This window comes from Mesorhizobium sp. M6A.T.Ce.TU.016.01.1.1, from assembly GCF_003997065.1.
Lineage (GTDB): Bacteria > Pseudomonadota > Alphaproteobacteria > Rhizobiales > Rhizobiaceae > Mesorhizobium > Mesorhizobium mediterraneum.
In genome coordinates, this window is record NZ_RZTJ01000003.1 from 11,961 (window position 1) to 37,274 (window position 25,314).

A 25,314-nucleotide genomic window follows, 5' to 3' on the forward strand; every position below is an offset into this window, starting at 1 on the left:
AGCCTCGTTGCCTATTCTCCGGAAACCCCGCGGCTTATCGGCGAAATGAACGGCGTGCTCCACGTTCCGCCGACGAAGAACGAAGATTGGTTGGGACCCTGGTTGTTTGTCTGCGTGGCTGGCTGGTCCGCCTGAATGATGCCGCCGGACAGCGCCAGCCCGCGCCCGGCGTAGGAGGCGATGCCGGAAAGCCAGACCTTGTACTTCGCCGAATTCGCTTCGGCCTTGTCGATCCTCGCCACACCGTTCGAAATGCTCGCCTTGAGTTCGGCCCCGTCGATCGGCAGCGTTCCGTCGGAGACATCGTCGAGCGCGAAGAACCCGCCCTGTTCGTTGTGCTTGAGAAACGCCGGCAGGTCGAGCCGGCTCAAGGCGCCCTGGCCGAATTTCGCTGAAACCGAGCCGTCGGCGTTTTCGAAAATGGAATCCCAGGTTCTGCCCGGGCCCTTGAGGATGACCGAAACGGTTCCCCTGCCGATCGGCACCAGCCGCGTCATTCCGGCTGCGGTGCCAAAAGCGCCGCCATCGACATCGGAGGCGAGCAGCCTGATCTCGACCTGCGTGCCGCCCGGCATGCGGTCGAAACGAAGACTGCTCTGGATGTTGCCGCCAAAGGCCGATGCATCGGAAATATCGAAGACCGCAAGACCGTCCTTGACCTGGGCGGTGGCGGCGACGTCGGCAAGCTGGATGGTGCCTGCGGTGGCCTGCGCTGCCGACAATCTGAGATCGAGATCGATGCGGTCGGCGACGCTTATGTCGATTTCGCCGGGACCAGCGCCGTCCGCAGGCGCCAAGGGTGTGAAGGCGGAAAGAAACGATCGCAAGTCGAGCGTGTCGAAGGCGAGCGTTCCGGCGATCACCGGCCGCGCCTCGCCAAAGGAGAAGTCCAGCGCACCCATCCCTGGATTGTCGTCCAGAGCGATCTCAGTGTTTTCGAGTTTAATGCGGCCGGAGGTCGCGGTGACCTTGCTGGAAACGGAAACCGAGCCGATTGCCGCGCCCGGCGCGATGCCGGCCCGCGACCATTCGAGCACGCGCCTGAGCGAGGGCGCGGCAAATTTCGCCTGACCGTCGAAATAGGCGTTCTCGGACATGCTGGCCACGCCGTCGAACGAAAAACTGGCAGGGGCCGCCTTGAAGGAAAGCGTCATCGGCGCAGCACCGCCGCCAAACAGCACCAGCGGGTTCGACGAAGCGGCGTCCACGGCGACGCTTTCGCCGCGCCAGATCCCGGTCGCCGACAGCGTCGCATTGCTGTTCATTGCGGCCCAGTTCGCCTGTCCGCTCAGGCTGCTCAGTATCTCAGTGTCCTTGCCATCGACGGAGGTCACCACGCGGCCGTTCCTGAACTCCACGGTGCCGAACGGATCTGCCGGCAGCTTGCTCAAGTCCGGCTTGGCTGGATTGGCGCTGACCACGGCGCGAGCGGTGTCGATGGAACGCGTGATGCGCCCGCCCGACGGCAAGGCGGGCAGGAAAAGCCCATTTGCTGCGCGTTGAACCCTGATCGTCGGCCGGATCAGCCGCGCCGTCGAGAACACCACGTCGCCACGCAATGCCGCCATGGCCGAGAGATTGACCTCGACCCGTTCGGCTTCGATCACAGGCGGCGCGTCGGTCTCTGTCCACTGCGAGAGCGTCACGTCGGCCAGGATGGCTCGAAAATTCGGCCAGACCTCGATCCGCGGCGCGCCGTCAATGGTGACCCTGAAACCGCTCCACGCACTCATTTCCCAGGCGATGCGATCGCGCACGATGCGGGTCGAGGCAACGAGCGGCAGCGCGGCGACGGCCAGCGCGGTGACGAGCACGGCAACGCCGATGGCCCATATTCCGCGCCGGATCAAAGATGATGACATGTCGCCCCGTATGCTTCCGTTCCGACAAAATCGCCCGACGGGTGTAACCCACGGCTGACGCATTTCAAGTCTTTATGGCCCAGCGATGGCATTTGCGCACATCCACATCGCTCGGCCGAACAAAATCTTGCTCTGCTGCGCTGCGATATGCATAAGCGACGGTGACCGCGGGAGGATTGATCATGGCTGGCGAAGCACCGCTCTGGGCACCGACGAAAGACCAGGTCGACGCGGCGCCGATGACCGCCTTTATAACGGCCGCCGCGGCTGGAACCGGCAAGGGTTTTTCATCCTATGCCGATCTACACCGCTGGTCGATCGACGATCGCGAGTCATTCTGGAGCCTGGTCTGGGATTTTTGCGGGATCGTGGGCGACAAGGGCGCCAGCGGGGGCGAACGCGTGCTCGTCGATGGCGATAAGATGCCCGGCGCCGCGTTTTTTCCCGACGCGAAGCTGAACTTCGCCGAGAACCTCCTGAAGAAGACCGGGCCCAGTGACGCTATCGTCTTTCGCGGCGAGGACAAGGTCGAGCGCCGGCTCTCCTGGAATGAGCTGCATGCGCTGACCTCGCGGCTGCAGCAGCTTTTCCTGTCGCTTGGGGTGAAAAAGGGCGACCGCATCGCCGCCATGATGCCCAACATGCCGGAGACCGTCGCCGCCTTGCTGGCGACAGCCTCGATTGGCGCGGTCTGGTCGTCCTGCTCTCCAGATTTCGGCGAACAGGGCGTGCTGGACCGGTTCGGCCAGATCGAGCCTGTCGTCTTCATCGCGCCCGACGGCTATTGGTACAATGGCAAGGCGATCGAGGTCGCCGACAAGATCGCGGCCGTTGCGGCAAAGCTTCCCACCGTCCGCAAGGTCCTGATCGTCGACTATCTCGGCACTTCGAGCGATGTCGCGGCGACCGTCGAGAAGGCTGCGGCGCTGGACGAGGCACTCTCATCCTTCGCGGCCAAGGCGGTCGCTTTCGAACGGTTGCCGTTCGCGCATCCGCTCTACATCCTGTTTTCTTCCGGAACGACCGGCATCCCCAAATGCATCGTCCATTCGGCCGGCGGAACGCTGATCCAGCATGTCAAGGAAGAGCGGCTTCATGCCGGCCTGCTCGACGGCGACCGCTTCTTCTATTTCACCACCTGCGGCTGGATGATGTGGAACTGGCTGGTGTCCGGCCTCGCGTCGGGCGCAACCCTTCTGCTTTATGATGGCTCGCCCTTCTACCCCGACGGCAATGTGCTGTTCGATTTTGCCGACGCCGAGAAGATGACCTATTTCGGCACCTCGGCCAAATTCATCGATTCCGTGCGCAAGGCCGGCCTCAAACCGATCCGCACGCATGATCTTTCCACCGTGCGCACGATCTCCTCCACCGGCTCGCCATTGTCGCCGGAAGATTTTCGCTTCGTCTATGAGGGCATTAAGCACGACGTGCATCTCGCCTCGATCTCCGGCGGCACCGACATCGTATCCTGTTTCGTGCTCGGCGTGCCGACGGAACCGGTGTGGACCGGAGAGATCCAGGGACCCGGTCTCGGTCTCGCCGTCGATGTCTGGGACGACGATGGCCGCCCGCTCAGGCAGGAGAAGGGTGAGCTCGTCTGCACCAAGGCGTTTCCTGCTATGCCAATCGGTTTCTGGAACGATCCCGAAGGCAAGAAATACCACGCAGCCTATTTCGAGCGCTTCGACAATATCTGGTGCCACGGCGACTTCGCCGAATGGACCGCCCATGGCGGCCTGATCATCCATGGTCGCTCCGACGCGACGCTCAATCCGGGCGGTGTGCGGATCGGCACGGCGGAGATCTACAATCAGGTCGAGCAGATGCCGGAAATCCTGGAAGCGCTGTGCATCGGCCAGGATTTCGACAATGACGTGCGCGTTGTGCTGTTCGTGCGGCTGGCTGCCGGCGTTGAGCTCGACGCCGAGCTGGAAAAACGTATCCGGGCGAAAATCCGCAGCGGGGCGAGCCCGCGCCACGTTCCCGCCAGGATCGTCGCCGTCGCCGACATCCCACGCACCAAATCGGGCAAGATCACCGAACTCGCGGTGCGCGACATGGTGCATGGCCGCGCCGTCAAGAACAAGGAGGCGCTGGCCAATCCAGAAGCGCTCGAGCTGTTCAGCGATTTGCCGCAGCTTGCCGACTAAGCAAACAGAGCGGCGCCGCCATTCGGCTTGATAGGTGCTGGTCGAGCATGGTTAACGAAATATCTCGCTCGAATTTACCTAGATTTCATGAGTGGTACACATTGGTAAATTTTCGGCGACGCCGGTAAGGTTTTGTTAAGGGCCGGCACCGATAGTCGTGCGTAACTTGAGGGAGAAATCCCGTTCCTCGAAATCCCCAGAGGATCTGAATTCGCTCAAGCCCCCGTTGTAACAGCAATCCCATCATTCAAGGCGTCCTGTTGGACGCCTTTTCTTTTAGATCAATCCGCGAGCACGCGGGTCGACGGAAAAGCGACTTCGACCAGAGTGCCCTCGCCGGGCGTCGAGTTGATGGTGAATCGAGCGCGGTTCGCCTCGACCATGGCCTTGGTCAGCGGCAGCCCGAGACCGGTGCCGTCGCCGCGCCCGCGCTTCAGCGCGTTGATCTGCTTGAACGGCTTCAGCGCTTGCTCGATCTCGGACTGGCTCATGCCGATGCCGGTGTCGCGCACGCGCATCACGACGTCGCCGGAGATCTCATAGGCGGTCGACACGATTACCTGGCCGCCGGCCTGCGTGTAGCGGATGGCATTCGACAGGATGTTCAGCGCGATCTGGCGCACGCTGCGCAGGTCGGCCACCACTTCCGGCAGCCGTGAGGCGAAACTGGAGCGGATGATGACACGTTCGCGGTTGGCTTGCGGCTGCATCATCGCCACCGTCTCGGCCAGCGTGTCGTTGAGCGACACCGCCTCATAGGCCATCTCCTGCTGGCCGGCCTCGATCTTCGAGATGTCGAGCAGGTCGTTGACCAGGTCGAGCACGTGGTTGCCCGACCGGTTGATGTCGCGCAGATAGTCGCGGTAGCGGTCATTGGCGACCGGCCCGAATTTCTCGTCGACCATCAGCTCGGAAAACCCGATGATGGCGTTGAGCGGCGTGCGGATCTCGTGGCTGATGCGGGCGAGGAAGTCGGTCTTCTGCGAGGAGGCGCGCTCGGCCACGGCGCGCGCCTGGGTCAGATCCTCTTCGGCTCGCTTCCACTGGGTGATGTCGCGCACCACCGCGCAGAACCCGCTGTCGTTGGGCAGCCTGCCGATGGTCATGAACAGCGGAATGAAGCGCCCCTGTGCCTCGCGTCCGATCACCTCGCGGCCGTCATTCATCACGCTCGCCACGCCGGGCTCGGACAGTCCGTCGAGATAGTCGCGTGCCGCGCGCTGGCTTTCGATCGCAAACAGCGAAAAGAAGGGTTTGCCGGTCACCTCATCGCTGTCAAAACCGAACAGCGCTTCGGCCGGGCGGCTGATCGAGCGGATCGTTCCGTCACGGCCGATCAGCACGACGCCGTCGGTCGCGGTGTCGATGATGGTGCGCATCTCGGCGATGCGCGCCTTGAGCTCGGAAACATCAGGCTGCGTCTGGTCGTCGGCGCCACCCTGCGGAATAGCCGCTGCCTCGTCGTCGCCGGAACGGCGCACGACCAGCATCAGCGCCTTGCCGCCACGCCACGGTACCGAGCGCAGAATAGCCTCGATCGGGAACTCCTGACCGTCATGCGTCTTCAACCGCAGCGCGTGATCGGTGCCATCGGAGGCGCTGTCGTCATAAGGATCGGCAAACAGCGCGCCGAGGCCACCTGCATCCTCCAGATCGTCGAGCGTGTCATAGCCGGTCAGGCTGAGGAATTCCTCATTCGCATAGTGAAGATCGTCACCGGAATGGATGAGCAGGGGCACCGGCAGCTTGCCGAGAATCGAAATGTCCGCAGCGTTGTTGTCGTCTGCGGTCGAAAAAGCCGATGGCACGAACCCTTCGAGCTTGAGCGACGGCACCTGCAGGCGCGGCCGCTCGACGGGCGCCGGCTCCATGTCACCGGCATGGCCGATGTCATCGGCTGACGAATCGGTTTCATCGTCATCGGACCGCGCCCAGTCCTCGCTGTCTTCTGCGTCACGGAAATCGGCAGCCGTCATGCTGTCGTCGTCTTCGGCGGCGATCGATCGACTGTCCGAGTCAGCGATTTCCTGCGTCGCCCTGTCCGGCTCTGCAACCGGCGCACCGCCGCTGTTGTCGGCGACATTATCCCGGTCGGCATAGTCGAGCAGCGAGCCTGAGATGTCGCGCACGGTTGATTCCGGCTGCTCGCCTTCGAGCCTTGCGACATCCTTCTCGTCTTCGCCATCGGTTTCGGTCGGTTCCGCCGCAGCCGGTTCTGCCGGCTTTGCAGCGTCGGGCTGTTCGGTCGGGGGATTGTCCTTCTTGAGCCGCTCGCCGATTTCACGGAATGCACTGCGTTCCAGCGTCGACAGGCCTTTGTCATTGGCCGGCTGCCTGTGCTCGGCCAACCGGATCACCTTGTCGGCAAAGCGCCGCTCCGGCTTCGGCACGATGGTCAGCGCCGGCACCTCACCCTTGAATGGGTCGGTGTCCTCAGGCGTTTCGGCGACTTCCGGCTCGACGGCTGCGGGGGTTTCGGCATTAGGGACAAGCGCCGTGCCGATCGCTTCCGGATCGACCACCGCATCGCTGGAGCGGGCCACGCCGAAACCACGAAAACCTTCGAAGGCACGGCTTCGGCTGTAGACAGGCAGCGCCGCCAGGTCGACGGGTATCTTGAAATCGGTGCCGGCAACCGGCCACAGCACCGAGCGGCCGGACCAGGTGTCGCGTCGATCGAGCAGGCCCGCGATCTCGCCGGACGCATCGAGGTCGAAGGTGGCCGCGACGTCCCTGAAGCGCCGGCCGATCACATCGGCGGCAGGCTTGCCGACGAGTTCCGCGAATTCCGGCGACAGGGCACTGAACCTGCCCTCGGCGTCGGTGCGCCAGACGAAACGCAGGGGCGCCGCCGCGCGGTCGATCGGGGGGATGGCACGGCCGGCCGGGGAGGCGGCCCTGGTGGCATCCTGCGCGGTATTCTCCGCCGAAGCGTCCGACGCGGCCGGTGCCTCGACAGGCCCGGATGCGTTCGGTCGGCCCGGCTCTTGTGTCTCACCCTCGCTGGCGCTGAAATACCAATGGTCAAGCTGCGTGGGGGCTCCGCCGGCCGCAGGGCGGGCGCTATCAGCTGCTTCCGGGCTCTGCTCGGTCGCATCGGGCCCAGTCGCATCGAGTTGGGGCGAACTGGGAATGTCATGCTCCACCGACACCGCAGTGTCTTCGCCGGCTGCCGGAGCAGTCTCCGCTGCCGCATCCGCCTTCGCGACTGTTGCCGGCGCGTTGTCCTGTTCTGCTTTTGGCTGGACTACGGCATCGGCCGCAGCGCCATAGGTGTGCTCGCCAGCGGAGGCTTCTTCGGAGTCAAGCTGGTTCTCGTCGATCACCACCAGCAGGTGCCGCTCATCCGTCAGCCGGGCGAGACCGGCCGGATAGGAAGTGGTGCCGCCTGGAACGAGGCGTTTGACGATGCGATCGCTCTCGTTCGCCACATCGGCCACGAGCGCTGCCAGCGTCTCGGGCAAGATGCCGAGCGCCGAAAAACCATCGGAAGCGGCCTCGATATTGCCCTTGGCGTCGACGAAGGCGATGAAATGACCGTCTTCGGTAAAGCCGCTGATGGCCCGAGCGGCGATCTCGGCAGCGCTGCGCGAGCCGGTCTGTGCCGCCGGCACCGCCAGCATGATCGCGTTTTCGCCGTCAGGCATGGTCACGGCGCTGGCCAGAAAGCCAACCGCGCGGCTGGTTAGGCCGGTTGCCAGCCGCACCGTGATGGCGCGGTCGCGGCCGATCTGTGGAAAACCGCTTGTCGCCATGATCTGGCGCCTGGCGATCAGCGGCAGCCCTGTCGAGGCGCCGATGATGGCCTCGATGTCGGGGTAGCCGAACACTGCCGCCCCTGGCCCGTTTGCCCAGATCACCTGTTCGAGGTCTGCCGATAGAAGGGCGATCGCGTCGCCGGCGGCAAAGCGCTGGCGGACCGCGTCGAGCACGGCGACGTCGAGGAAGGAGTAGTTGTCGGACGGCATGCGCTTGGCGGACCCTCACGGAACGGGCAATTTTCCAGTTAACGTTTTGTTAATAAAAGCCGACGGCGCGAAGGTCCACAAGCCATAGCGTGCAACCGCTGGAATCTCTGGGCTCGTGGTTAACGCAGGGAAAGAATTTTATGGTGCACTGCAACAATGATATTGCAATGCACAAAAATTGCCTTTATATTGCCATCATACATGAACGAGACGGCTTTCTGTCAAAGCCGCTGCCACTGCAAAGGATGGAAAATGTCCAGGACCAAGACTGCTGAAACGATCGAAAACGTTGAATTCCCGAGCTTCGATGCTTCCAAGGCCACCGACCAGATCCGCGCTTTCGCCGAAAAGGGCGTCGAGCAGTCGAAAGAGGCCTATGCCAAGCTGAAGACCGGTGCGGAAGAGACCCAGAAGGCTCTGGAGTCGACCTTTGAGACCGCCAAGACCGTTTCCAACGACCTGTCGCTCAAGACCATCGCTGCTCTGCGCGCCAATACCGAAGCCGGCTTTTCGCATTTCGAAGCCCTGATCGGCGCCAAGTCGCTGTCGGAAGTCGTCGAGCTGCAGACCGCATTCCTGCGCAAGCGCGTCGAGATGGCCGTCGAGCAGGCAAAGGATTTCCAGACCGTCACCTCCAAGGCGGCCGAAGACGTCTCCAAGCCGATAAAGACCGCCTTCGAGAAGGCGATGAAGGAAATTAAGGCCGCCTAATATTTGCGCATATTTCGAAGATGCAACAAAAGGTCGCATTTCTTCGAATAGGATTATGTGAAATATAGTGGTCAAGCGAAATACCCGGTGGGTGGAACCTCCTCCCTCTGCTCTCCGGGGTGACCAGCCAGCACCTCCTCCCGCTGGCTCGTAACAGGAAAAGGCCGGCACCTCCTCCCGCCGGCCTTTTTCTTTGCCCGGCGAAAAGGCGACGCCGTTGCCGGAGCGATCTTTGCCTACCGCGCGTCCTCTTGGAGGCGCACAGGACGGCGTAGAACTTTGGATTTTGCGCGTGATCTTTTCCGAAAATCGATCTGATTTTCGGGGTCATGCGCGGCCAAAAGCCTTGAATTAAACTCCGATAGCCCGTATGGACGCATCGCCGAACGACAGAGCGGGTCCCGGAGAATGAACGGTCCATCTCGATCCCGCTCGGGCAAACGTGCCGTTGTAGCTCAGATGGTTAGAGCGCCGGATTGTGGATCCGGAGGTCGCTGGTTCGATCCCAGCCAACGGTACCATCGGCTTGTCGGTTAAATCACTGAATTTGTTAGGGCGGCTGCGCTGCCTATGTGTCAGCCGCAATCGTCGCCTTTAGCCACTGCGTGATGGCATCGAAAGCGATCGGTTTGGTCGTGTCGACGTCAAGCAGCGGTCCGCGCCGCAGCGGCGCGGCACGCTTGGCCAGTTCGATCAGTTCGGGGATGTAGGCCGCGCCGGGATGGCCGGCGGGGCGCTGGTCGAGCCGTGCGCGATAGCGCTCGGCCAGAACCTCGCCGGGCGCGTGACACCAGATTTCGGCGGTCTGCTCGACGCCAGCCCTGCGCAGGTGATCCTCGAGCACCTGGCGCGGCTGGAAACCGAACCAGGCATCGACGATAACTGTGGTGCCCGCCGGAGCTTCACCGACGATCGACCAGATCGCCTCGTAACTGGCGCGGCCGAGCGTGCGGTTGAATTCACGGTCGCCGCCGCCGAGCGCTTCGAGGAACGGGTTCTTGACCGTATCAAGCGTGAGCAACGGCCATCCCATCCGGTCGGCGATACCGCGCGAGACCATGCTTTTGCCGCTGGCAGGGATGCCGTTGACCAGCACGGCGCGCCTGGTGGGCACGGCACGCCGGCCGGGATCGAGCCGAGCGGACGGCAGGGACACCGGCGACGCCTGCGTGACCGTCGCCTCGGCGGCGAGCGCTTGCAGACCGGCGCCGATGACGCCGGCGTCGTCGCCGAGTTGCGCCGGTTCCACCGGGCATTGGTACCAGGGAGCCAAAGCCGGGGCGTTGGCAAGTGCCCTGTGGGCCGCCAGGCCAAGTCCGCCGCCGAGCAGGACCAGATCGGGGGCGAACATGGCCACGGCCGAATCGATTGCCGCACGCAGCGGCCTGGACCAGGCTTCGAGTATGCCGCGCGCCAGCGTGTCGCCGCCGGCATCCCGGGCAAAAAGCTGATCGACCGAAACATCCGGACCGAGGCCTGCCCGCGCGATGTAACGGCCAAGTGCGGTGCCTGAGCTGGTGGTTTCAACGCAGCCGCGCCGGCCGCAGACGCACGCTTCGCCTGATATGTCGACAGTGATATGGCCGAGCTGCCCAGCCGTCCCCTTGCCGCGGACGATCTGCCGATCTAGAGCTACGGCACCACCAATGCCGGTCCCGATCGTGAACATGATGATGCTTTCATGGCCTCTGGCGGCGCCGAGAGCCATTTCCGCGACCAGTGCCATGTTGCAGTCATTGTCGATCAAGACGGGCTTGCCTGCCAGGCTTTCCAGTCGTTGCGCCAGGGGGATCGAGGCGAGGTTGACGTAGCCTCCGGACAAGACTGCGCCAAGCCGCGCATCGACGCGTCCGGGGACGCCGATGCCGATGGCGGCAACTTCGGGAGAATCGAGCCGGCGCACCATTTCGGCGATCCGGGAGAGCACAAGCTCCGGGTCCGGCGCGCTCTTCTCGGAAATACGATCGAGGATTTCGCCTGTGCCGGAAATACGGGCGGCGCGCAGATTGGTGCCGCCGATATCGATTCCGATGGCCATCGAACTAGAGCCTGTTCCATTTCGACTAAATCGAAATGGGGCTCTATCTTGCTGTTTGACCATGATCTTTTCCGAAAACCGGTCCCCACTTTTCGGGATCATGGTCTGAGGCATGACGTCCCGTGCGTGCCTGGTGTGAACGCCGAATGGCTAGGCTGCTTTCTGCCTGTAGTTTCCGATCACCGCCTGAAGCTCGCGCAATCTCGCCACTGCGACGGTCTTAAGCCTTTCCCGCTGAATGTCACGGTCAAGCGAGATGCAGTCCTTCCACAGCGACCGGCCGGCGATGACGCCTGACGCGCCGTTCTTCATCGCGATCTCGACCTGGCCCAGGAACGTTGCGTGGTTGACGCCGGCGGAGAGGACCGCCCATGGCACTTGGCCGGCCATGCTGGTGATCCTTGCGCAGGCTTCCGGCGTTCCGGGATAAGGAAGCTTGAGCACCTTTGCTCCGCATTCCAGTGAAATCCGGGTGCCCTCTTCGACTAGCCAGGGGATCTTGGCCGTATAGTCTTCAAGGCGTTCCCCTTCGACCTGATAGGTCAGGAACTCGACGACAAGCAGGAGGTCCTCTTGCGCGAAGTCGGCGATGCACTGGCGCAGGATGGCGACATTGTGCTCATTCGCCTCAGGCCTGTCTGCCCTGAGATAGACCATGATCTTGCCGCCGGTGCCGCCGAGCTCGCGGACGCGGCGCGCGTCGATGCCGGGAACGAGGCGCGACAGGCGGTAGCCGGCGGGCGAGACGTCGAAGCCTGAGGCGTCGAGGCCGATGAGCAGAGCCGTATCTCGGTTCAGCACCCCTTCATCGACAACCCGCGGCACCGCGCAGAGCGGGTCGAGCAGCACGCAGGATGCCTGGCTGGCGAGGTATCGCGTGATGTCCGACTTGGTGTCGCCCAGCATGTCGTTGGTGATCTTGGCCTGTTCTGCAGGGTCCGACGCAAGCAAGGTACGCATGCCGCCGCGCTGGTCACAGGCGATGGCCATCATGGCCCCATCCTTGCCGCATATCTGCTGGTAGCCGCGCAACTCTGCGGTCGTCATCTTTGTCATGATCTTCTGTCCGATGTTGGCGCCCATTCACCAGGGCGCAGATCCGTGGAACAAGAAAGGTTCAGTTTTTAACTGCCTCTCGGCAGCGAGTTTTTGCCGCTTTGATGCGCTATCGACCGAGAAATTTGGCCTTGGCCCGTGGAAACGGGCCCACATTGCGAGTCAGCCGAATTTGCGCGATAACTCCCATCCGTCGATGGGTCTGTAACACATTGCTGAAAGGAATTGCAAGCTGCCAGTCCCTCCCGCACAAGATGCAGCCGCCGCATCGCGGACGATGCTGCATACGGTCGCCAAACTGCACTACGAAGCGGAGATGTCGCAGGTCGATATCGCGCGGCGGCTTGGTGTCTCCACCGCGACCATATCGCGTCTCCTGCAGCGGGCGAGGGCAGAGGGCATCGTGCGGATCGAGGTTCTCGATCTTGCAACTCCCGAAGGCATCACCACGCAACTGGTCGAAGGGCTGGGACTTCGTGACGCGGCAGTCATCGAAACGCCGGCAGCCGGCGCGCTGACGGCGCTCGCAGCACCGCTCGGCGCCTTGCTCAAGCAAGCGGAACTGACGGCCGGGTCGGTGGTCGCCATCGGCTGGGGGCGAGCCATTCGCGAGGTGATCCGGGCAGGCCTGCCGCGCATTCCCGGCGTTCTTACCGTCGCTGCCACCGGCGGCATGCAGCAGCAGGCGCCGCATTTTCAGATCAACGAGTTTGTGCGGCTTGCCGCCGAAGAGTTCGGCGGGACGCCGCATTTCATCCATGCGCCCTATCTGCCGTCCACCGAGTTGCGTGAGGTCTTCCTCGGCGATGCGGCCATCCGCGACAGCGTCGCGCTTTGGGACAGGACCGACGTTGCGATCGTCGGCATCGGCCTGCCCCATGCCATCAATCCGCCCGAGGCGAGCGCGGCCACGCTGAGCGAGCAAGCCCTGTTCCACGCGGCTGGAGACGTTATCAGGCATTATTTCGACGCCGAAGGTTCCCTTATCCCGTGGGAAGGGGAGAGCCGGATGATCGCTATGTCGCCGGCCCAGCTTCGAGCCGTCCCCCTGGTGATCGGTGTTGCCGCCTCGCCGGAGAAGGCGACGGCCATCATCGGTGCCGTCCGCGCCCGGCTTATCAATGCTCTGGTAACGGATACCAAGACGGCCCAGGCCATTCTCGAGGCTCTCTTGCCTCAATAGAGGCGGGCGCGCCGATCGGCACACGTGATCGGCACCAAACGCGGCTCGCGAGTCCGCCGCCGCGAAATCATCAGTTGTGCCGTCAAAGCGTTGGGGCAATAGTCTGCGTAAGGGGCTCTGCGGAGCAGACAAATGTCGTCCGGTTTGAAAGCGTTTCCAGCCAGGAAATACCAGGTTGCAATTTCTTTCAGCAAAGTGTTACAACTTTGCGGCTAGGCACGCATGTGCGCCGAGCGGCGCTATTCCCTCGACCTTGCGGAGGCTAGGAACGGGACTGCGCGCATCAGGCTGGTCGGGTTTCGACTGGCTGATCTAACGACTGGGGGGCGCTCGGGAGGAAGCTGCCCATAACAGCAAGCAGGCGAAACCCGTTTCTCGCCGCCAGCATTTCACTTAGCCGGAACGGATTGACGGCCATGTCAATGTCAATCGCAACGGCAAATCTGCCAACATTATGAGGAGGATGTTATGAAGAAGATTGTTGCCGCCCTTGCGGCTCTCGCCATCTGCGCAACGGCGCTGATCACGCCCGCTTTGGCGCAGGACAAGAAGTTCACCGTTGCTCTCGTCCCCGGCCTTACCACCGACGGCTTTTACATTACCATGCGCAAGGGAGCCCAGGCGGCGGCCGATGCCCTTGGCGTGACCCTGGTTTTCCAGGGCGCCCCGGATTTCAATCCGGTGACGCAAGTCCCCGTGCTTGACGCGGTCATCGCCAAGAAGCCGGACGCTATCCTGATTGCGCCGACCGACAAGGTTCAATTGGTCGAGCCGCTTCGCAAGGCCAATGATGCTGGCATCCCGGTGATCACCGTCGACACCTTCATCGGCAGCGGCGTCTATCAGACCGGTGCCGGCGAGGCGGATTTCCCGCTGTCCTATATCGCCTCGGACAACATTCTCGGCGGCGAGATCGCCGCCCGGGCATTGGCCAAGGCCATAGGCGACAAGGGCAAGGTCTACGTTTCGAACGTCAAGCCTGGCATTTCGACCACCGATCAGCGTGAAGAGGGCTTCAAGATGGAGATGGCGGCCAATCATCCCGGCATCACCGTCCTCGAAACCCAGTTCAACGACAACGACGCCAACAAGGCCGCCTCGCAGCTGCAGGCTGTGTTCGCGCGCAACTCCGATCTCGTTGGCGTGTTCGGTGCAAACCTGTTCTCGGCGCTCGGCGCGGCGAATGGCGTCCAGCAAGCTGGGCAGACCGGCACCATCAAGGTCGTGGCGTTCGACGCGCCGACCAGCATCGTCGACAACATCAACACCGGCTTGGTGGACGTGGCGATTGCCCAGCATCCGGCTGAGATCGGCTATTTTGGTGTCGTTTCGGCCTATGCCCACCTGACAGGCCAGTCGATCCCGGTTGCGATCGGCACCGGCTTCACGATCATGGACAAGTCGAACATCGCCGATCCGAACATCTCAAAGTACCTCTATTCCGAATGAGTCCAAACCAGCTTGATCTCCTCCCGGCTTGCCGAGAGGAGATCTGCGCCGGGTCTCTGGGACCCCGTTGACGGAGGCCGCGCCGCGGATCGGATATATCAATGACCTCAACATCACCAATCGAGCAAAGCGAAACGCATGTCGCCCCTCAGGCCGACCATGGTGATCCGGCCAGGACCTGGCTCGGACGCATCGCTGAAGGGCGCGCCTGGCTGTTTCTCGCCGGCCTGATCATCTGTTTCGAGGTTTGGTCGAGGCTCTCCTTCGGCGCGACCTTCGTGCTCAATCCGTTTAACGTGCAGTCCATCGCGATATTTGCCGTGGCGCCGCTGCTGCTTGCGACCGGACAGACATTCGTCATCATTTCGGGAGGCATCGACCTCTCGCTGGGCTTCATCATGGGCCTTGCGGCCGTCGTTGCGGCCCACGCTACGAACATGGCGGGAGCCGTAATCCCGCTGCCACTGGCAATGCTGGCGGGTATTCTGGCGGCCGTGATTGTCGCAGGCTTGCCTGGTGTCATCAACGGCTTGCTGATCTCGCGCCTGAGAGTTCCGCCTTTTATCGGCACGCTCGGCATGTTCGGCGTGGCGCGCGGCGTTGCTTTCCTGTTGGCCGGCGGCACGACGGTGCCGGTCCAGAATTCCTGGTTCGCGCTGCTCGGCAACGGCAGGTTCTACGGCGTGCCTTATCTCGTCATCATCGCCGCCGTTTTCGTTGTCGTGATGCACTACATCCTGAGCCAGACCCGATTCGGTCAGCACAACTACGCTATCGGCGCCAATGTGCAGGCAGCGCGTCGTGCCGGCATCGACATCAGGGGCCATACCTTGCGTCTTTATGTGCTTTCGGCGATGTGCGCAGGCCTCGGTGGCGCGCTCTATGCAGCGCGCTTCACTGCGGGCGCGGCACAGGCCGGCGAGCCGTTGCTGCTCGACAGCGTCGCAGCTGTCGTGATCGGTGGCGCCAGCCTGTTCGGCGGATCCGGCACCATCTTCGGGACGGTCGCCGGAGCGCTGGTGATCGCGGTCATCCAATACGGACTGGTTTTCGTCAATGTCGAGCCGTTCTGGCAATTCATCGCCGTCGGCTTCGTCATCATCATTTCCGTTCTCATCGACCAGGCGCAGCGCCGGTTCAGTGGAGCCCGTCAGGATGAATAGCCCAGCCCAAACCACCCCCCTCTTGGAAGTCCGGAACCTTTCCAAGCACTTCGGCGCCGTCCGCGCGCTCAACGATTTCTCCATGGTCGTGCGGCCGGGCGAAGTGGTGGCCCTGGCGGGCGACAACGGCGCCGGCAAGACGACGCTGATCAAGGCGATATCGGGCGTCTTTCAGCCGACGGGCGGTGAAATTCTGCTGAGGGGTCAACCGGTGACGTTTGCGACGCCGCATGAGGCGCGCGAAAAAGGCATCGAAACCATCTATCAGGATCTCGCTCTCGCCGACAATTTGTCCATCGGCGCCAATATCTTTCTCGGCCGTGAACCCATGCGCAAGGCCTTCGGCTTCCTGCCGGTGCTCGATCGCAAGGCCATGGCGGTTGCCGCCAAGCAGACCATGGGCCGGCTGGATTTCCATGTCAGTCGGCTCGACGCCCCGGTCAGCAATTTCTCCGGCGGTCAGCGGCAGGCCGTTGCCATCGGCCGGGCCGTCTATTGGGACGCGCAGATCCTGATCATGGACGAACCGACTGCGGCCCTCGGCGTTCCCGAACAGCGCAAGGTCATCTCGCTCATCCACCAGCTCAAGGCGCAAGGCCGAGGCGTGATCTTCATCTCGCACAATCTGCAGGACATTTTCGCCGTTTCCGACCGCATCGTCGTGCTGCGCCGGGGCGTTCAGGCCGGCGAGCGCAAGATCTCGGAAACCAACCATGACGAAGTCGTCAAGCTCATGGTTGGCGGATAGGCCGAACTTTTCGACTGCTGAAACAATGCACTTCCCGAGCAAATCAGCTTTCCGGGTGGCGAGCCGGCCAAGCCGGCAATTCTCCGGCGAGAAGCGACCGCGACAGGATCGCTGGCACAGCTACCGCGCCTAGCCGCTCAGCATCTCAATGCGCCCGGTCGATTTCCGGCGAAATATGCTCGCTCCCAACGATGACAAAATGCCATCCAGATACGCTCGGCGCAGTGGAAATAAGCAGGATGGCGAGCAGAGTCGACATTGCCTGAGGATGTCACTATATAGCGGCGGCTTTGGCCGCGTATCCTAGGGTTGCGCAGCGAACGGCGCCGCAAACGTGCTACGTATTGTGACACCTATTGTCATACAAATTGACTGGAATACCGGAAAAAAGCAAGTAGAAACAATGGCGCGATCCGGGACTTGATCCCAGCCAACGGTGCCAATCTCCCAAGAAAATAGAATCTCCTCAAGAATTAGAATGTGCTCCTTGAACCTTCGATTTCCTTCAGCTCTGTGGAGCTTGGGCAAGATCGGCTTGCCGGGTGACGACGACTCGGTTGGAATGGGAGCGTGCATCTTTCCGGGGATACCAGCGTTTATGATTACCAACCGGCGCAGCCGCCAGGGAACAGCAGTATGAGTGAACACGCGATCGAGTTCTTGCAGGAATGGATCGGCGAAAAGGTCCACTGCCACGCCTCGCCGGACAGGATCGAGAAGCAAGCCGAGACCCTCGCCAGGGAATGTGCCGCCAAGGCGGCTGAGGCCGGCATACCGCTGGAGGATATCCAGGAAGAGGTCGGCGATATCAAGGAGCTTATAGCGTCGAAGCTGGAAGAGGCGGCTGAGGCCGACCAGGACGAAAAGAATTCGGACAAGCCTGCCGGGTGATCTGCCGACCCGGCGAAAGGCCGGGGAAAGCATTATTGACCCGGCTCAACCATATGCAAGAGCGGTGCGGCGCGTGTGACGCGCCAGGCAGTCTTACGTCCCCTGACGACTTGCATCGAATCTGCCCTCGAGCCATGCCTTCGGCAGCGCCGGCACGAAATTGCCGTCGCGCCCGGTCATGTCGTCATTGGCGACCAGCGCATTGAGGATCGCTTCCTCCACGCCTTGGATCACGGCGTCGAAGAACGGATCGATCTCGCTATCCGGGACAAAATCCGCGCTGGCGATGCGGCCTGACGGCGCCAATGCCGCCTCGCGGTTGGCGGTCGAAAAGCCCAGGAAAATATCGCCCGAGCTATGATAGCCGAAGCCGCCGGTCATGGCGACGCCGAGCGGCACCCGGCGGGCCAGCCGCTTCACTTGATGCGGCAGGAACGGCGCATCGGTGGCGACGACCCCGATGATAGAACCCTTCTCGGCGCGCGGCGTGCTTTCGCGGATCGCCGGTTCCACGAGATCGGGCCCGGCGCGCAGGCCGCGAATGGTAAAATTGCTCCGCTTGCCGAAATTCGCCTGCACGAACGCACCGACCGTGTAGCGCTGGTCTTGCCATTCGACGATGCGCGATGCCGTGCCGGAGCCGGCCTTGAAACCGAAGGCGATCATGCCGGTGCCGCCGCCGACGCTGCCTTCCTCGATCGATCCGCTGGTCGCGCCATCGAGCGCCGCAGCAACATGCTCGAACCTGAGATGGTGGCCGTTGATGTCGTTCAGGAAGCCGTCGTAGGTTTCCGCCGCCACCGGCAGGCCCCAGGCGCTGTCGAGCGCGGCCGGCAGCACGCGCTGCATCCAGTGCAGCGTCGCGTCGCGTGAAACGCCGCAGGAGTGCGTGTTGGTGATGGTGATCGGGAAATTGAAGGCACCCGTCTCCTCGATGATGTGCGAGCCGGTCAATTCGCCATTGCCGTTCTGGCTGAAGATCCCGGCAAAGACCGGCGTGGCGAGATCTGCGTGCGGTCTGGGCAGGATAGCGGTCACGCCGGTGCGCACCGGTCCCTTGCCGACCACCAGCGCACCATCGCCCGAAATCAGCGTCGAATAACCGACTGCAACGCCAGGCACATCGGTGATGGCGTTGAACGGTCCGGGCGTGCCGTCAAAACTTATGCCGAAGGCTCTCGCGCGCGGCTTGCCGGAAGGCGTCGTCTGGTGATGATTGTCGGTCATTGCCATTCAGAAAGTCATGCGCGCTCAGAATTCATGGGCGCTCGGAAATAATGGCCACTCAAAACAGAGAGCCTTGATTGCCAGGCTCCTTGGCTTTGGCGGCCGGCTTTGCAATTGTTTTCGGCCGTGCGGCACCGCTGGTCGCAACCGCATCGGCGGTTCCGTCGGCGAACTCCAGCGAAAGTGCCATGCCCGACGTCACTTCCGCCGCTTGCTTGATCACCGCACCGTCGGCGTCTTTCACCAAGGCAAAGCCCCGCGCCAGCACCGCCTTATGCGACAGCGTCGCCAGCAGCCGGTCGGCCTGGGTCAGTTTCCCGCGCAAGCGTTCGAGCCGCACCGAAATCATCCGGTCCTGTCGCCGCGACAGTGCCGCCAAGATATCTACCTGCAATTTCTGCCGCCTTGCGATCGGCGCGGGCGACAGCCGTGCGGCGGCGCGCGAAAACCGCGTTCGCCGCTCGCGCACGATGGCGAAGAACGCCGCTTGCGCGCGGGCGAGATCGCGGCCGGCCAATGTACGGGCCTCGTTCATGCGTCGCGACAGAGTGGCCGGCGTCAGCCGCTGTGCCTGAAGCCTAGCTCGCTTGCGTTGGACGCTGACGGACAGCGCCCGGCCAAGCCGGCTCGTCGCCTCGTCGAAGCGCCGGCGCGGCAGCGCCAGCAACTGGTCGGGCGAAGGCAGTGCACGGGCGGCGGCACGGACCGCCTGGCGCTTGCGTTCGAAATTGCGCGATACCGCGGTCTTGAGCCGCGCACCAAGGCCGGCAAGCGTCACTTCGAGGTCGGCGCGCACGGGCACGGCGATCTCGGCGGCACCCGTCGGTGTCGGCGCCCGCACATCCGCCGCCAGGTCGATCAGCGTCCAGTCCGTTTCATGGCCGACAGCGGAGATCACCGGAATACGCGAGGCGGCGACGGCACGAGCCAGCGCCTCGTCATTGAACCCCCAAAGATCCTCGAGGCTGCCGCCGCCGCGCGCCACGATCAACAGGTCGGGCTGCGGGATGACGCCATCGTGCGCCAGCGCGTTGAAGCCGTTGACGGCGGCGGTCACTTCCTTGGCCGTCGTCTCGCCCTGCACCCGCACCGGCCAGACGAGCACATGCAGCGGAAACCGGTCCTTGATGCGGTGGATGATGTCGCGAATGACGGAGCCTGTCGGCGAGGTGACGACGCCGATGACGCGCGGCATGAACGGCAGCAAGCGCTTGCGGCCGGCATCGAACAGGCCTTCGGCCTGCAGCCGGCGCTTGCGCTCTTCCAGCAGCGCCATCAGCGCCCCGGCGCCAGCCGGCTCCAGATTGTCGATGACGATCTGGTAGTTGGACTTTCCGGGATAGGTGGTGAGCTTGCCGGTGGCGATCACCTCCATGCCCTCTTCGGGGCGGAATTTCAGTCGACCCATCGTGCCCTTCCACACCACGGCGTCGAGCCGCGCGCGGTCGTCCTTCAGGCAGAAATAAGCATGACCGGAGGAATGCGGCCCGCGATAGCCGGATATTTCGCCACGCACCCGCACATTGCCGAAGACGTCCTCGACCGTGCGCTTCAGCGCGCCGGAAATCTCGCTCACCGTGTATTCGGTGGCGTTGGTGCGTGATTCGGATGCTGCGTCGCTCATTGGCCGATTGGGGGGCGGTTGTGCGTCCGCGTCAAGCCGTAGGTGCTCAGCGCCGACCCCCGGGTCCTTCACCAGCCCGGCAAGATCTGGTTCGGCTTGTTCCGCTTCATCTTCGAAAAGGCGAGTGCGGCGAAGTCGAAGCTTCCCGTCTCTTCGCCGAGCGGCACGGAAATATTATCGAGGCTTTCCGAAATGTGACGGGCTAGCGCGTCGACGATCTCCGGCCGCGACGTCTGGCCGCGCATGATGCCGATGCGGCAATCGGGCAGGGCGCCGAACCCGTCGGCGTCGCCCAAAACTCGCATGCCGGGCCGCAGCGCACATTCCGGCAGCACCGAGATCGCCAGGCCGGAAAGCACCGCAGCTGTGATGACGGTGGCCGAGAAGCTGGTGAACAGGATGCGGTAGTCGCGGTTCTGCCGGTCGAGCACGTCGACAGCAGCCCGCCGCCAGATGCAGTTCGGCCGGCCGAAAGCCATCGGCAATGTGTCCTGCTCATGTGTCGCGTGGTTGGCCGAAGTGACCCACAGCAGCGGTTCGCGCCGCACCACTTCCGACTGGCCGTGCGCGTCATTGTGGGTCACCAGCGCCAGATCGAGATTGCCGCGCTTGATATGGTCGACCAGCCCGGGTGTTGGCTCGCAGATGACCGTCAGCTCGACACGTGGATTGGAACGGGCGAAGCGGGCCATGATCTCGGGCAGGAAGCGATCGGCATAGTCGTCCGGCGTGCCGATGCGGATCGTGCCTTCGAGCCGCCGGTCGTCGAAGGCGGCCAGCGTTTCCCGATTGAGGAACAGCAGCCGTCTTGCGTAGGAGAGCAGCCTGTCGCCATCCTCGGTCAGCCTGTTGGTGCGCCCGTCCTTTTCGAACAGCGGCTTGCCGATCCGTTCTTCCAGCCGGCGCATCTGCATGGACACCGCCGACTGCGTCCGATGCACCTCTTCCGCCGCGCGGGTAAAGCTGCCGGTGTCGACGATTGAGACGAAGGTCTGCAACTGATCGAGATCGAGTGGCGCTTTCATCGGTCCAATCCATCATTAGTGTTGATGCTAAAGATTAGAAACATTCGTTGGATTAATCAATCAAGCGGTGGCAGATTCAGCATTGTCCACATCAAGGCAGTGCATGTCGCCTAAGTGGTCACCGTTTTTGGGACGACGACGTGCATCTTCTACGTGGATCGGGACCGGAACGGCCGCTGTTGCCAGCGCCGATCGCCCCGTTTCGTCCGTTCAAATATGAAGGAGGCTGATATGGCTACGTTCGACTTCGCCACCGAGACTTCGCGCATCACGTCGCGTCCGGCTATTGCGACGCGCGCGGCCAATGCCATTTCCAACGTCTACCGCGCCTGGAAAAACCGCCGCGCCTTTTATCGCCTTGGCGAGATGTCGGACTCCGAACTCGCCGATATCGGCCTCACGCGCGCCGACCTGCATGTCGCTATCGACGTGCCGTTTGGCCGCGATCCGACCGAAAGGCTACGCGTCATCGCGACCGATCGCATGGACACGATCGAGGATCTTGCCCGCAAGGTGGCCTAAGGGGGCGCGCTGTAGGAGTTCGCAGGCGCCCACTCCCTGCCGGTTCCCCGCCGGCCCGCCTGCACACTGCCCGGTTCTCACAAGGACCGGGCATTTTCTTTTGGGCGGCCCTGAAGATCAGGCATCGGCCGGCTCGTCAGTTTACCGCCGATCCATGCCTCGCTTGAACTGATCGAAGATCGATTCCATGCCCTTCTGGTAATCGTCGCGCTGCTGCGCGCCTGTCTCGAACATCTTGCCGAACAAGTCGTCGAACGGATTCTGTGGCCTGCCGCTTGGGCTGGCCTGCGGCTGCGGCGCCTGGCGCTGCTGGGGCGCCTGACGCGGCTGCGGCTGAGACTGCTGCGCGCCACCGCCGAACATATCCTGCAGCACCTTGCCGAGCGGATTGTCGCCGCCATAGGGATTGGGTGCCTGCTGCGGCTGGGTCTGCTGCGGCTGCTGCATGCCGCCGCCGAACATATCCTGCAGCACCTTGCCAAGTGGATTGTCGCCACTGGGGTTTTGCGTCTGCTGTGGCTGGCCTTGCGGCTGCTGCGCGCCGCTGCCGAACATGTCTTGCAGCACCTTGCCGAGCGGATTGTCGCCATAGGGGTTCTGCGTTTGTTGGGGTTGCGGCTGCTGCGCGCCACCGCCGAACATGTCCTGCAGCACTTTGCCAAGCGGATTGTCGGCTGGGCTTGCAGGCTGCGGCGCCTGGCGCTGCTGTGGTGCCGGCGCCTGTGCGCCTCCACCGGCCTGCCGCATCATCTGCTCGATGATCTCGCCGAGCGGATTGCTGCCGCCGCCGAATCCGCCTGCTGCCTGCATCTGATTTGTGGTCTGCTTGAACAGGCCGCCCATCACCATCGAAGCCACCGCCGGCAGCATCTGCTGCAAAACCTGCTGGCTGACGCCGCTCGCCTGCGCAGCCTGGCTGGCAACGGCGCGGGACAGGTCCTTGGAGCCGAACAGATGCCCCAGAATGCCATTGCCTTCATCGACGCCCTGCGGCGAGAAAGCCCGGCTCGCGTCCTCGAAATACTTGGCGTGCTGGCCGCTGGCCATTGCCGTCATGAACGAGCCGAGCCCGTAAGGGTCGGACGTGTTGCGCTTCAGCCCCTGTGAAAAGGCCGGCAGCAGCGCCTCGACCGCCGATTGCGTTTGCTGCTGCGAAAGCCCGAACTGTTGGGCCAGGGCCTGCATGCCGTTGCCGTTCTGCGCCTGCGTCAGAATGTCGAACAAGGAAGGCATTGGTTTCTCCTCGAAAATCCGCGCCTGCAGAAACCTAGACCGTTTCCCACGTTTGTTGAAGGGGGGCACCGCAAGCGTGCGTGCTCCATCGCCTTACGGAACTTCAAACATCCTGAATGAAGTTCTGACATCGGTGTGCACGGGTGCCCTCCGACATGGCGGATCTGAGGATCCTGTCACGCCATCAGCGTCAGGTGGTCATTGCGTCTTGCTCCGGGCTCCGAAACGATGCGAGAACGAAAAGGAGGGCAACCCGGTATTTGATCGAGCCGACCATGCATCATGATTACTTTGCCGAAAAGTCCTTCTCGCATGACTGGACATCTACGCATATCCCGAAATGGCAGCGCTTGTTCAAGGCTATCAAGAACAGAGATCTTGAAATACTTGAGATAGGCTCGTTCGAGGGTCTGTCGGCTGTGTTTTTCCTTTCGTTTTTCAAACGGTCGAAGATTTGCTGTGTCGACACATTCGCCGGGAGCAAGGAACACGTGACGAGCGGTTCTGAGTATGAAGCGGATATGAGTTCCGTCGAATCAAGGTTCGACAAGAATCTCGCTCCCTTCGGAAACAGGCTGGAGAAGCTCAAGGGACTATCGATCGAAATCCTGCCGAAGCTTCGTCGTGAAGGCCGGACATTCGGGCTGGTCTATGTCGACGGCGACCACCACGCCGCCAGCAGCTTTGCCGATGCGTCGCTGGCCTGGCAGATTCTGGAAACGGGCGGCATCATGATTCTGGACGACTATGTCTGGATGCCGGATCGACCTGCCGCGGATCGGCCGCAGGCTGGCATCGATGCGTTCCTTGGGTCGATAGAAGGCCAGTTCGAGGAGCTGCGGCGAGGTTATCAGATCATCATTCGCAAGACGCCATCGCAAGCCCGCCTGGCCGGTTCGGATTTGTTCGGATCTCGGCCGCAGGAAATCATGACTGGCGGGGCCGTCGAATTGACCTTGGCGGGGCGTCTCCGTGCAGCTTTAAAGAAATTCGGGAAACGCTAAGTCGCCTCCTCCGACATAAACCCTTAATACGCATATTCCATGAACACCGGCTCGATCGAGCCGCCCCAGCGCGTATGATAGGCGGAGAGCAGCTCTTCGGCGCTGGTGGTGCCGCGTGCGACGACTTCGTCCAGTGTGCTGAGGAACGAAGTTTCGTCGTAGCCATCGCGGTTCTTGCGGCCGCGGTTCTTCAGCCCCATGCGCGAGATGACGAGCACGTCGCGGGCGATCTCGCGCAGTGTCGTGTTGCGGAACGGCGCCGAAATGCCCCGCTCCGGCACGGCGTTGCGCATCGCCAGCACTTCTTCATAGCTCCAGCTCGAGGTCAGCGCCTCGGCCGCGTCGAGCGCCGCCGCATCATAGAGCAGCCCGACCCAGAAGGCCGGCAGCGCGCAGATGCGCCGCCACGGTCCGCCATCGGCGCCGCGCATTTCAAGGAAACGCTTCAATCGCACGTCGGGAAACAGCGTCGACAGATGGTTCGCCCAATCGCCCATCGTCGGCAGCCCGTCGGGGATCTCGTTGCGGGCCGCGCCTGCCATGAACTGGCGGAAGGTGACGTGCGTCATGTCGTGGTAGTGGCCGTCGCGGATGACGAAGTACATCGGCACGTCGAGCGCCCATCCGACATAGTCGGCGAAGCCGAAGTCGGGCGAGAAGCAGAATTCGAGCAGGCCCGAGCGCTGGTTGTCGGTGTCGCGCCAGATGTCGCCGCGCCAGCTCTGGAATCCGTTGGGCCGACCCTCGGTGAAGGGCGAGTTGGCGAACAGCGCCGTCGACAGCGGCTGCAGCTTCAGTGACACCTGCATCTTGCGGCGCATGTCGGCCTCGCTCTCGAAGTCGAGATTCACCTGGATGGTGCAGGTGCGGTACATCATGTCGAGGCCTTTGGTGCCGACCTTGGGCATGTAGCGCGTCATGATCTCGTAGCGCGATTTCGGCATTTTCGGCGTCTCGGCCAGCGACCATTTCGGGCTGCCGCCGAGGCCGAGGAAGCGGATGCCCATCGGCTCGGCGATCTCGCGCACCTGTGCCAGATGTGCATTGCCTTCGCGGCAGGTCTGGTGGATTGTCTCCAGCGGCGCGCCGGACAGCTCGAACTGGCCGCCGGGCTCCAGCGAGATCGCGCCCTGGCCGGTCGGCTCGACCAGGCCAATGATGCGACCGGCATCCATGATCGGATCCCAGCCGAGTTTCTCCTGCATGCCTTCGAGAATGGCGCGGATGCCGCGCTCGCCGCCATAGGGCACCGGCGCATTGCCGTCGACATAGAACGGGAATTTCTCGTGTTCGGTGCCGATGCGCCATTTGTCGCGCGGTTTGTTGCCTTCGGCCAGATGCTCGACAAGCTCGTCGACGCCTTCGATGGGCCGGAAATCGGTTGTGTCGCGCGCCATTACAAGTCCTCTGTAGGCGGCCGGACGACCGCCGGCGCTAGATGGACGAAATGTCAGTAG

General features: G+C 62.8%; 18 protein-coding genes and 1 tRNA gene. 10 read left to right on the forward strand and 9 right to left on the reverse strand.

The window, feature by feature from the left end:
* Positions 1–11: 11 nt before the first annotated feature.
* Complete coding sequence (locus EOC94_RS06285; RefSeq protein WP_127289224.1) at positions 12–1,862, reverse strand: AsmA family protein; 1,851 nt, start codon at positions 1,860–1,862, stop codon at positions 12–14.
* A gap of 182 nt (positions 1,863–2,044) precedes the next feature.
* Here EOC94_RS06285 and EOC94_RS06290 point away from each other — a divergent pair, with 182 nt between their 5' ends.
* Positions 2,045–4,015, forward strand: coding sequence for an acetoacetate--CoA ligase (locus EOC94_RS06290; protein ID WP_127289226.1), 1,971 nt, complete (start codon positions 2,045–2,047; stop codon positions 4,013–4,015).
* Between the two features lie 281 nt (positions 4,016–4,296).
* Here the strand turns inward: EOC94_RS06290 and EOC94_RS06295 are convergent, their stop codons facing one another.
* Positions 4,297–7,983 carry a PAS domain S-box protein gene (locus EOC94_RS06295; RefSeq protein ID WP_127289228.1) on the reverse strand — a complete coding sequence of 1,229 codons (3,687 nt, stop codon included), beginning with the start codon at positions 7,981–7,983 and terminating at the stop codon, positions 4,297–4,299.
* A gap of 252 nt (positions 7,984–8,235) precedes the next feature.
* On the opposite strand from EOC94_RS06295, the gene EOC94_RS06300 reads away from it, so the two are divergent.
* Both EOC94_RS06300 and EOC94_RS06305 read left to right on the forward strand, forming a co-directional pair.
* On the forward strand, positions 8,236–8,694 hold the full coding sequence (locus EOC94_RS06300) for a phasin (RefSeq protein ID WP_095483553.1): 459 nt from the start codon (positions 8,236–8,238) through the stop codon (positions 8,692–8,694).
* Between the two features lie 444 nt (positions 8,695–9,138).
* Positions 9,139–9,215: transfer RNA gene (locus EOC94_RS06305), tRNA-His, on the forward strand.
* Positions 9,216–9,262: 47 nt separating this feature from the next.
* Here the strand turns inward: EOC94_RS06305 and EOC94_RS06310 are convergent.
* Together EOC94_RS06310 and EOC94_RS06315 are read right to left on the reverse strand one after the other, a co-directional pair.
* Complete coding sequence (locus EOC94_RS06310; RefSeq protein ID WP_127289230.1) at positions 9,263–10,732, reverse strand: ROK family protein; 1,470 nt, start codon at positions 10,730–10,732, stop codon at positions 9,263–9,265.
* 150 nt (positions 10,733–10,882) lie between these two features.
* Complete coding sequence (locus tag EOC94_RS06315; RefSeq protein ID WP_127289232.1) at positions 10,883–11,788, reverse strand: tagatose-bisphosphate aldolase; 906 nt, start codon at positions 11,786–11,788, stop codon at positions 10,883–10,885.
* Between the two features lie 277 nt (positions 11,789–12,065).
* Between EOC94_RS06315 and EOC94_RS06320 the strand changes: the two genes are divergently transcribed.
* From EOC94_RS06320 to EOC94_RS06340, 5 genes are all read left to right on the forward strand, one after another.
* Positions 12,066–12,971 carry a sugar-binding domain-containing protein gene (locus tag EOC94_RS06320; protein WP_095483555.1) on the forward strand — a complete coding sequence of 302 codons (906 nt, stop codon included), beginning with the start codon at positions 12,066–12,068 and terminating at the stop codon, positions 12,969–12,971.
* A gap of 468 nt (positions 12,972–13,439) precedes the next feature.
* Positions 13,440–14,420, forward strand: a complete 981-nt coding sequence (locus tag EOC94_RS06325) for an ABC transporter substrate-binding protein (protein ID WP_127289234.1) — start codon at positions 13,440–13,442, stop codon at positions 14,418–14,420.
* A gap of 101 nt (positions 14,421–14,521) precedes the next feature.
* Entirely contained in the window at positions 14,522–15,583 is a 1,062-nt protein-coding gene (locus tag EOC94_RS06330; protein ID WP_095483557.1) for a ribose ABC transporter, read from the forward strand.
* Positions 15,576–16,331 (forward strand): ATP-binding cassette domain-containing protein, encoded by a 756-nt coding sequence (locus EOC94_RS06335; RefSeq protein WP_127289236.1) that lies wholly within the window; start codon positions 15,576–15,578, stop codon positions 16,329–16,331. Before EOC94_RS06330 ends, EOC94_RS06335 begins: the two co-directional genes overlap by 8 nt.
* Before the next feature lie 636 nt (positions 16,332–16,967).
* Complete coding sequence (locus tag EOC94_RS06340; protein ID WP_095483559.1) at positions 16,968–17,222, forward strand: DUF768 domain-containing protein; 255 nt, start codon at positions 16,968–16,970, stop codon at positions 17,220–17,222.
* Positions 17,223–17,315: 93 nt separating this feature from the next.
* Here the strand turns inward: EOC94_RS06340 and EOC94_RS06345 are convergent, their stop codons facing one another.
* From EOC94_RS06345 to EOC94_RS06355, 3 genes are all read right to left on the reverse strand, one after another.
* On the reverse strand, positions 17,316–18,449 hold the full coding sequence (locus EOC94_RS06345) for a P1 family peptidase (RefSeq protein WP_127289238.1): 1,134 nt from the start codon (positions 18,447–18,449) through the stop codon (positions 17,316–17,318).
* A 58-nt stretch (positions 18,450–18,507) separates the two neighbouring features.
* Positions 18,508–20,073, reverse strand: coding sequence for an exodeoxyribonuclease VII large subunit (xseA, locus tag EOC94_RS06350; RefSeq protein ID WP_126103637.1), 1,566 nt, complete (start codon positions 20,071–20,073; stop codon positions 18,508–18,510).
* A gap of 68 nt (positions 20,074–20,141) precedes the next feature.
* On the reverse strand, positions 20,142–21,098 hold the full coding sequence (locus EOC94_RS06355; protein WP_127289240.1) for a LysR substrate-binding domain-containing protein: 957 nt from the start codon (positions 21,096–21,098) through the stop codon (positions 20,142–20,144).
* A 231-nt stretch (positions 21,099–21,329) separates the two neighbouring features.
* On the opposite strand from EOC94_RS06355, the gene EOC94_RS06360 reads away from it, so the two are divergent.
* Positions 21,330–21,620, forward strand: coding sequence for a DUF1127 domain-containing protein (locus EOC94_RS06360; RefSeq protein WP_095483982.1), 291 nt, complete (start codon positions 21,330–21,332; stop codon positions 21,618–21,620).
* 141 nt (positions 21,621–21,761) lie between these two features.
* Here the strand turns inward: EOC94_RS06360 and EOC94_RS06365 are convergent, their stop codons facing one another.
* Complete coding sequence (locus tag EOC94_RS06365) at positions 21,762–22,853, reverse strand: DUF937 domain-containing protein (RefSeq protein WP_127289242.1); 1,092 nt, start codon at positions 22,851–22,853, stop codon at positions 21,762–21,764.
* A 260-nt stretch (positions 22,854–23,113) separates the two neighbouring features.
* Between EOC94_RS06365 and EOC94_RS06370 the strand changes: the two genes are divergently transcribed.
* The gene (locus tag EOC94_RS06370; RefSeq protein WP_185928182.1) at positions 23,114–23,857 is read left to right on the forward strand and encodes a class I SAM-dependent methyltransferase; all 744 of its coding nucleotides are present in this window, start codon (positions 23,114–23,116) and stop codon (positions 23,855–23,857) included.
* A gap of 23 nt (positions 23,858–23,880) precedes the next feature.
* Here the strand turns inward: EOC94_RS06370 and EOC94_RS06375 are convergent, their stop codons facing one another.
* Positions 23,881–25,254, reverse strand: coding sequence for a glutamate--cysteine ligase (locus EOC94_RS06375; protein ID WP_127289246.1), 1,374 nt, complete (start codon positions 25,252–25,254; stop codon positions 23,881–23,883).
* Between the last annotated feature and the right edge of the window lie 60 nt (positions 25,255–25,314).

Coding starts and splice junctions, on each gene's coding strand:
- EOC94_RS06285 (WP_127289224.1), bottom strand. CDS start 1,862: ATGTCATCATCTTTGATCCGGCGCGGAATATGGGCCATCGGCGTTGCC.
- EOC94_RS06290 (WP_127289226.1), top strand. CDS start 2,045: ATGGCTGGCGAAGCACCGCTCTGGGCACCGACGAAAGACCAGGTCGAC.
- EOC94_RS06295 (WP_127289228.1), bottom strand. CDS start 7,983: ATGCCGTCCGACAACTACTCCTTCCTCGACGTCGCCGTGCTCGACGCG.
- EOC94_RS06300 (WP_095483553.1), top strand. CDS start 8,236: ATGTCCAGGACCAAGACTGCTGAAACGATCGAAAACGTTGAATTCCCG.
- EOC94_RS06310 (WP_127289230.1), bottom strand. CDS start 10,732: ATGGCCATCGGAATCGATATCGGCGGCACCAATCTGCGCGCCGCCCGT.
- EOC94_RS06315 (WP_127289232.1), bottom strand. CDS start 11,788: ATGACAAAGATGACGACCGCAGAGTTGCGCGGCTACCAGCAGATATGC.
- EOC94_RS06320 (WP_095483555.1), top strand. CDS start 12,066: ATGCTGCATACGGTCGCCAAACTGCACTACGAAGCGGAGATGTCGCAG.
- EOC94_RS06325 (WP_127289234.1), top strand. CDS start 13,440: ATGAAGAAGATTGTTGCCGCCCTTGCGGCTCTCGCCATCTGCGCAACG.
- EOC94_RS06330 (WP_095483557.1), top strand. CDS start 14,522: ATGACCTCAACATCACCAATCGAGCAAAGCGAAACGCATGTCGCCCCT.
- EOC94_RS06335 (WP_127289236.1), top strand. CDS start 15,576: ATGAATAGCCCAGCCCAAACCACCCCCCTCTTGGAAGTCCGGAACCTT.
- EOC94_RS06340 (WP_095483559.1), top strand. CDS start 16,968: ATGAGTGAACACGCGATCGAGTTCTTGCAGGAATGGATCGGCGAAAAG.
- EOC94_RS06345 (WP_127289238.1), bottom strand. CDS start 18,449: ATGACCGACAATCATCACCAGACGACGCCTTCCGGCAAGCCGCGCGCG.
- xseA (WP_126103637.1), bottom strand. CDS start 20,073: ATGAGCGACGCAGCATCCGAATCACGCACCAACGCCACCGAATACACG.
- EOC94_RS06355 (WP_127289240.1), bottom strand. CDS start 21,098: ATGAAAGCGCCACTCGATCTCGATCAGTTGCAGACCTTCGTCTCAATC.
- EOC94_RS06360 (WP_095483982.1), top strand. CDS start 21,330: ATGGCTACGTTCGACTTCGCCACCGAGACTTCGCGCATCACGTCGCGT.
- EOC94_RS06365 (WP_127289242.1), bottom strand. CDS start 22,853: ATGCCTTCCTTGTTCGACATTCTGACGCAGGCGCAGAACGGCAACGGC.
- EOC94_RS06375 (WP_127289246.1), bottom strand. CDS start 25,254: ATGGCGCGCGACACAACCGATTTCCGGCCCATCGAAGGCGTCGACGAG.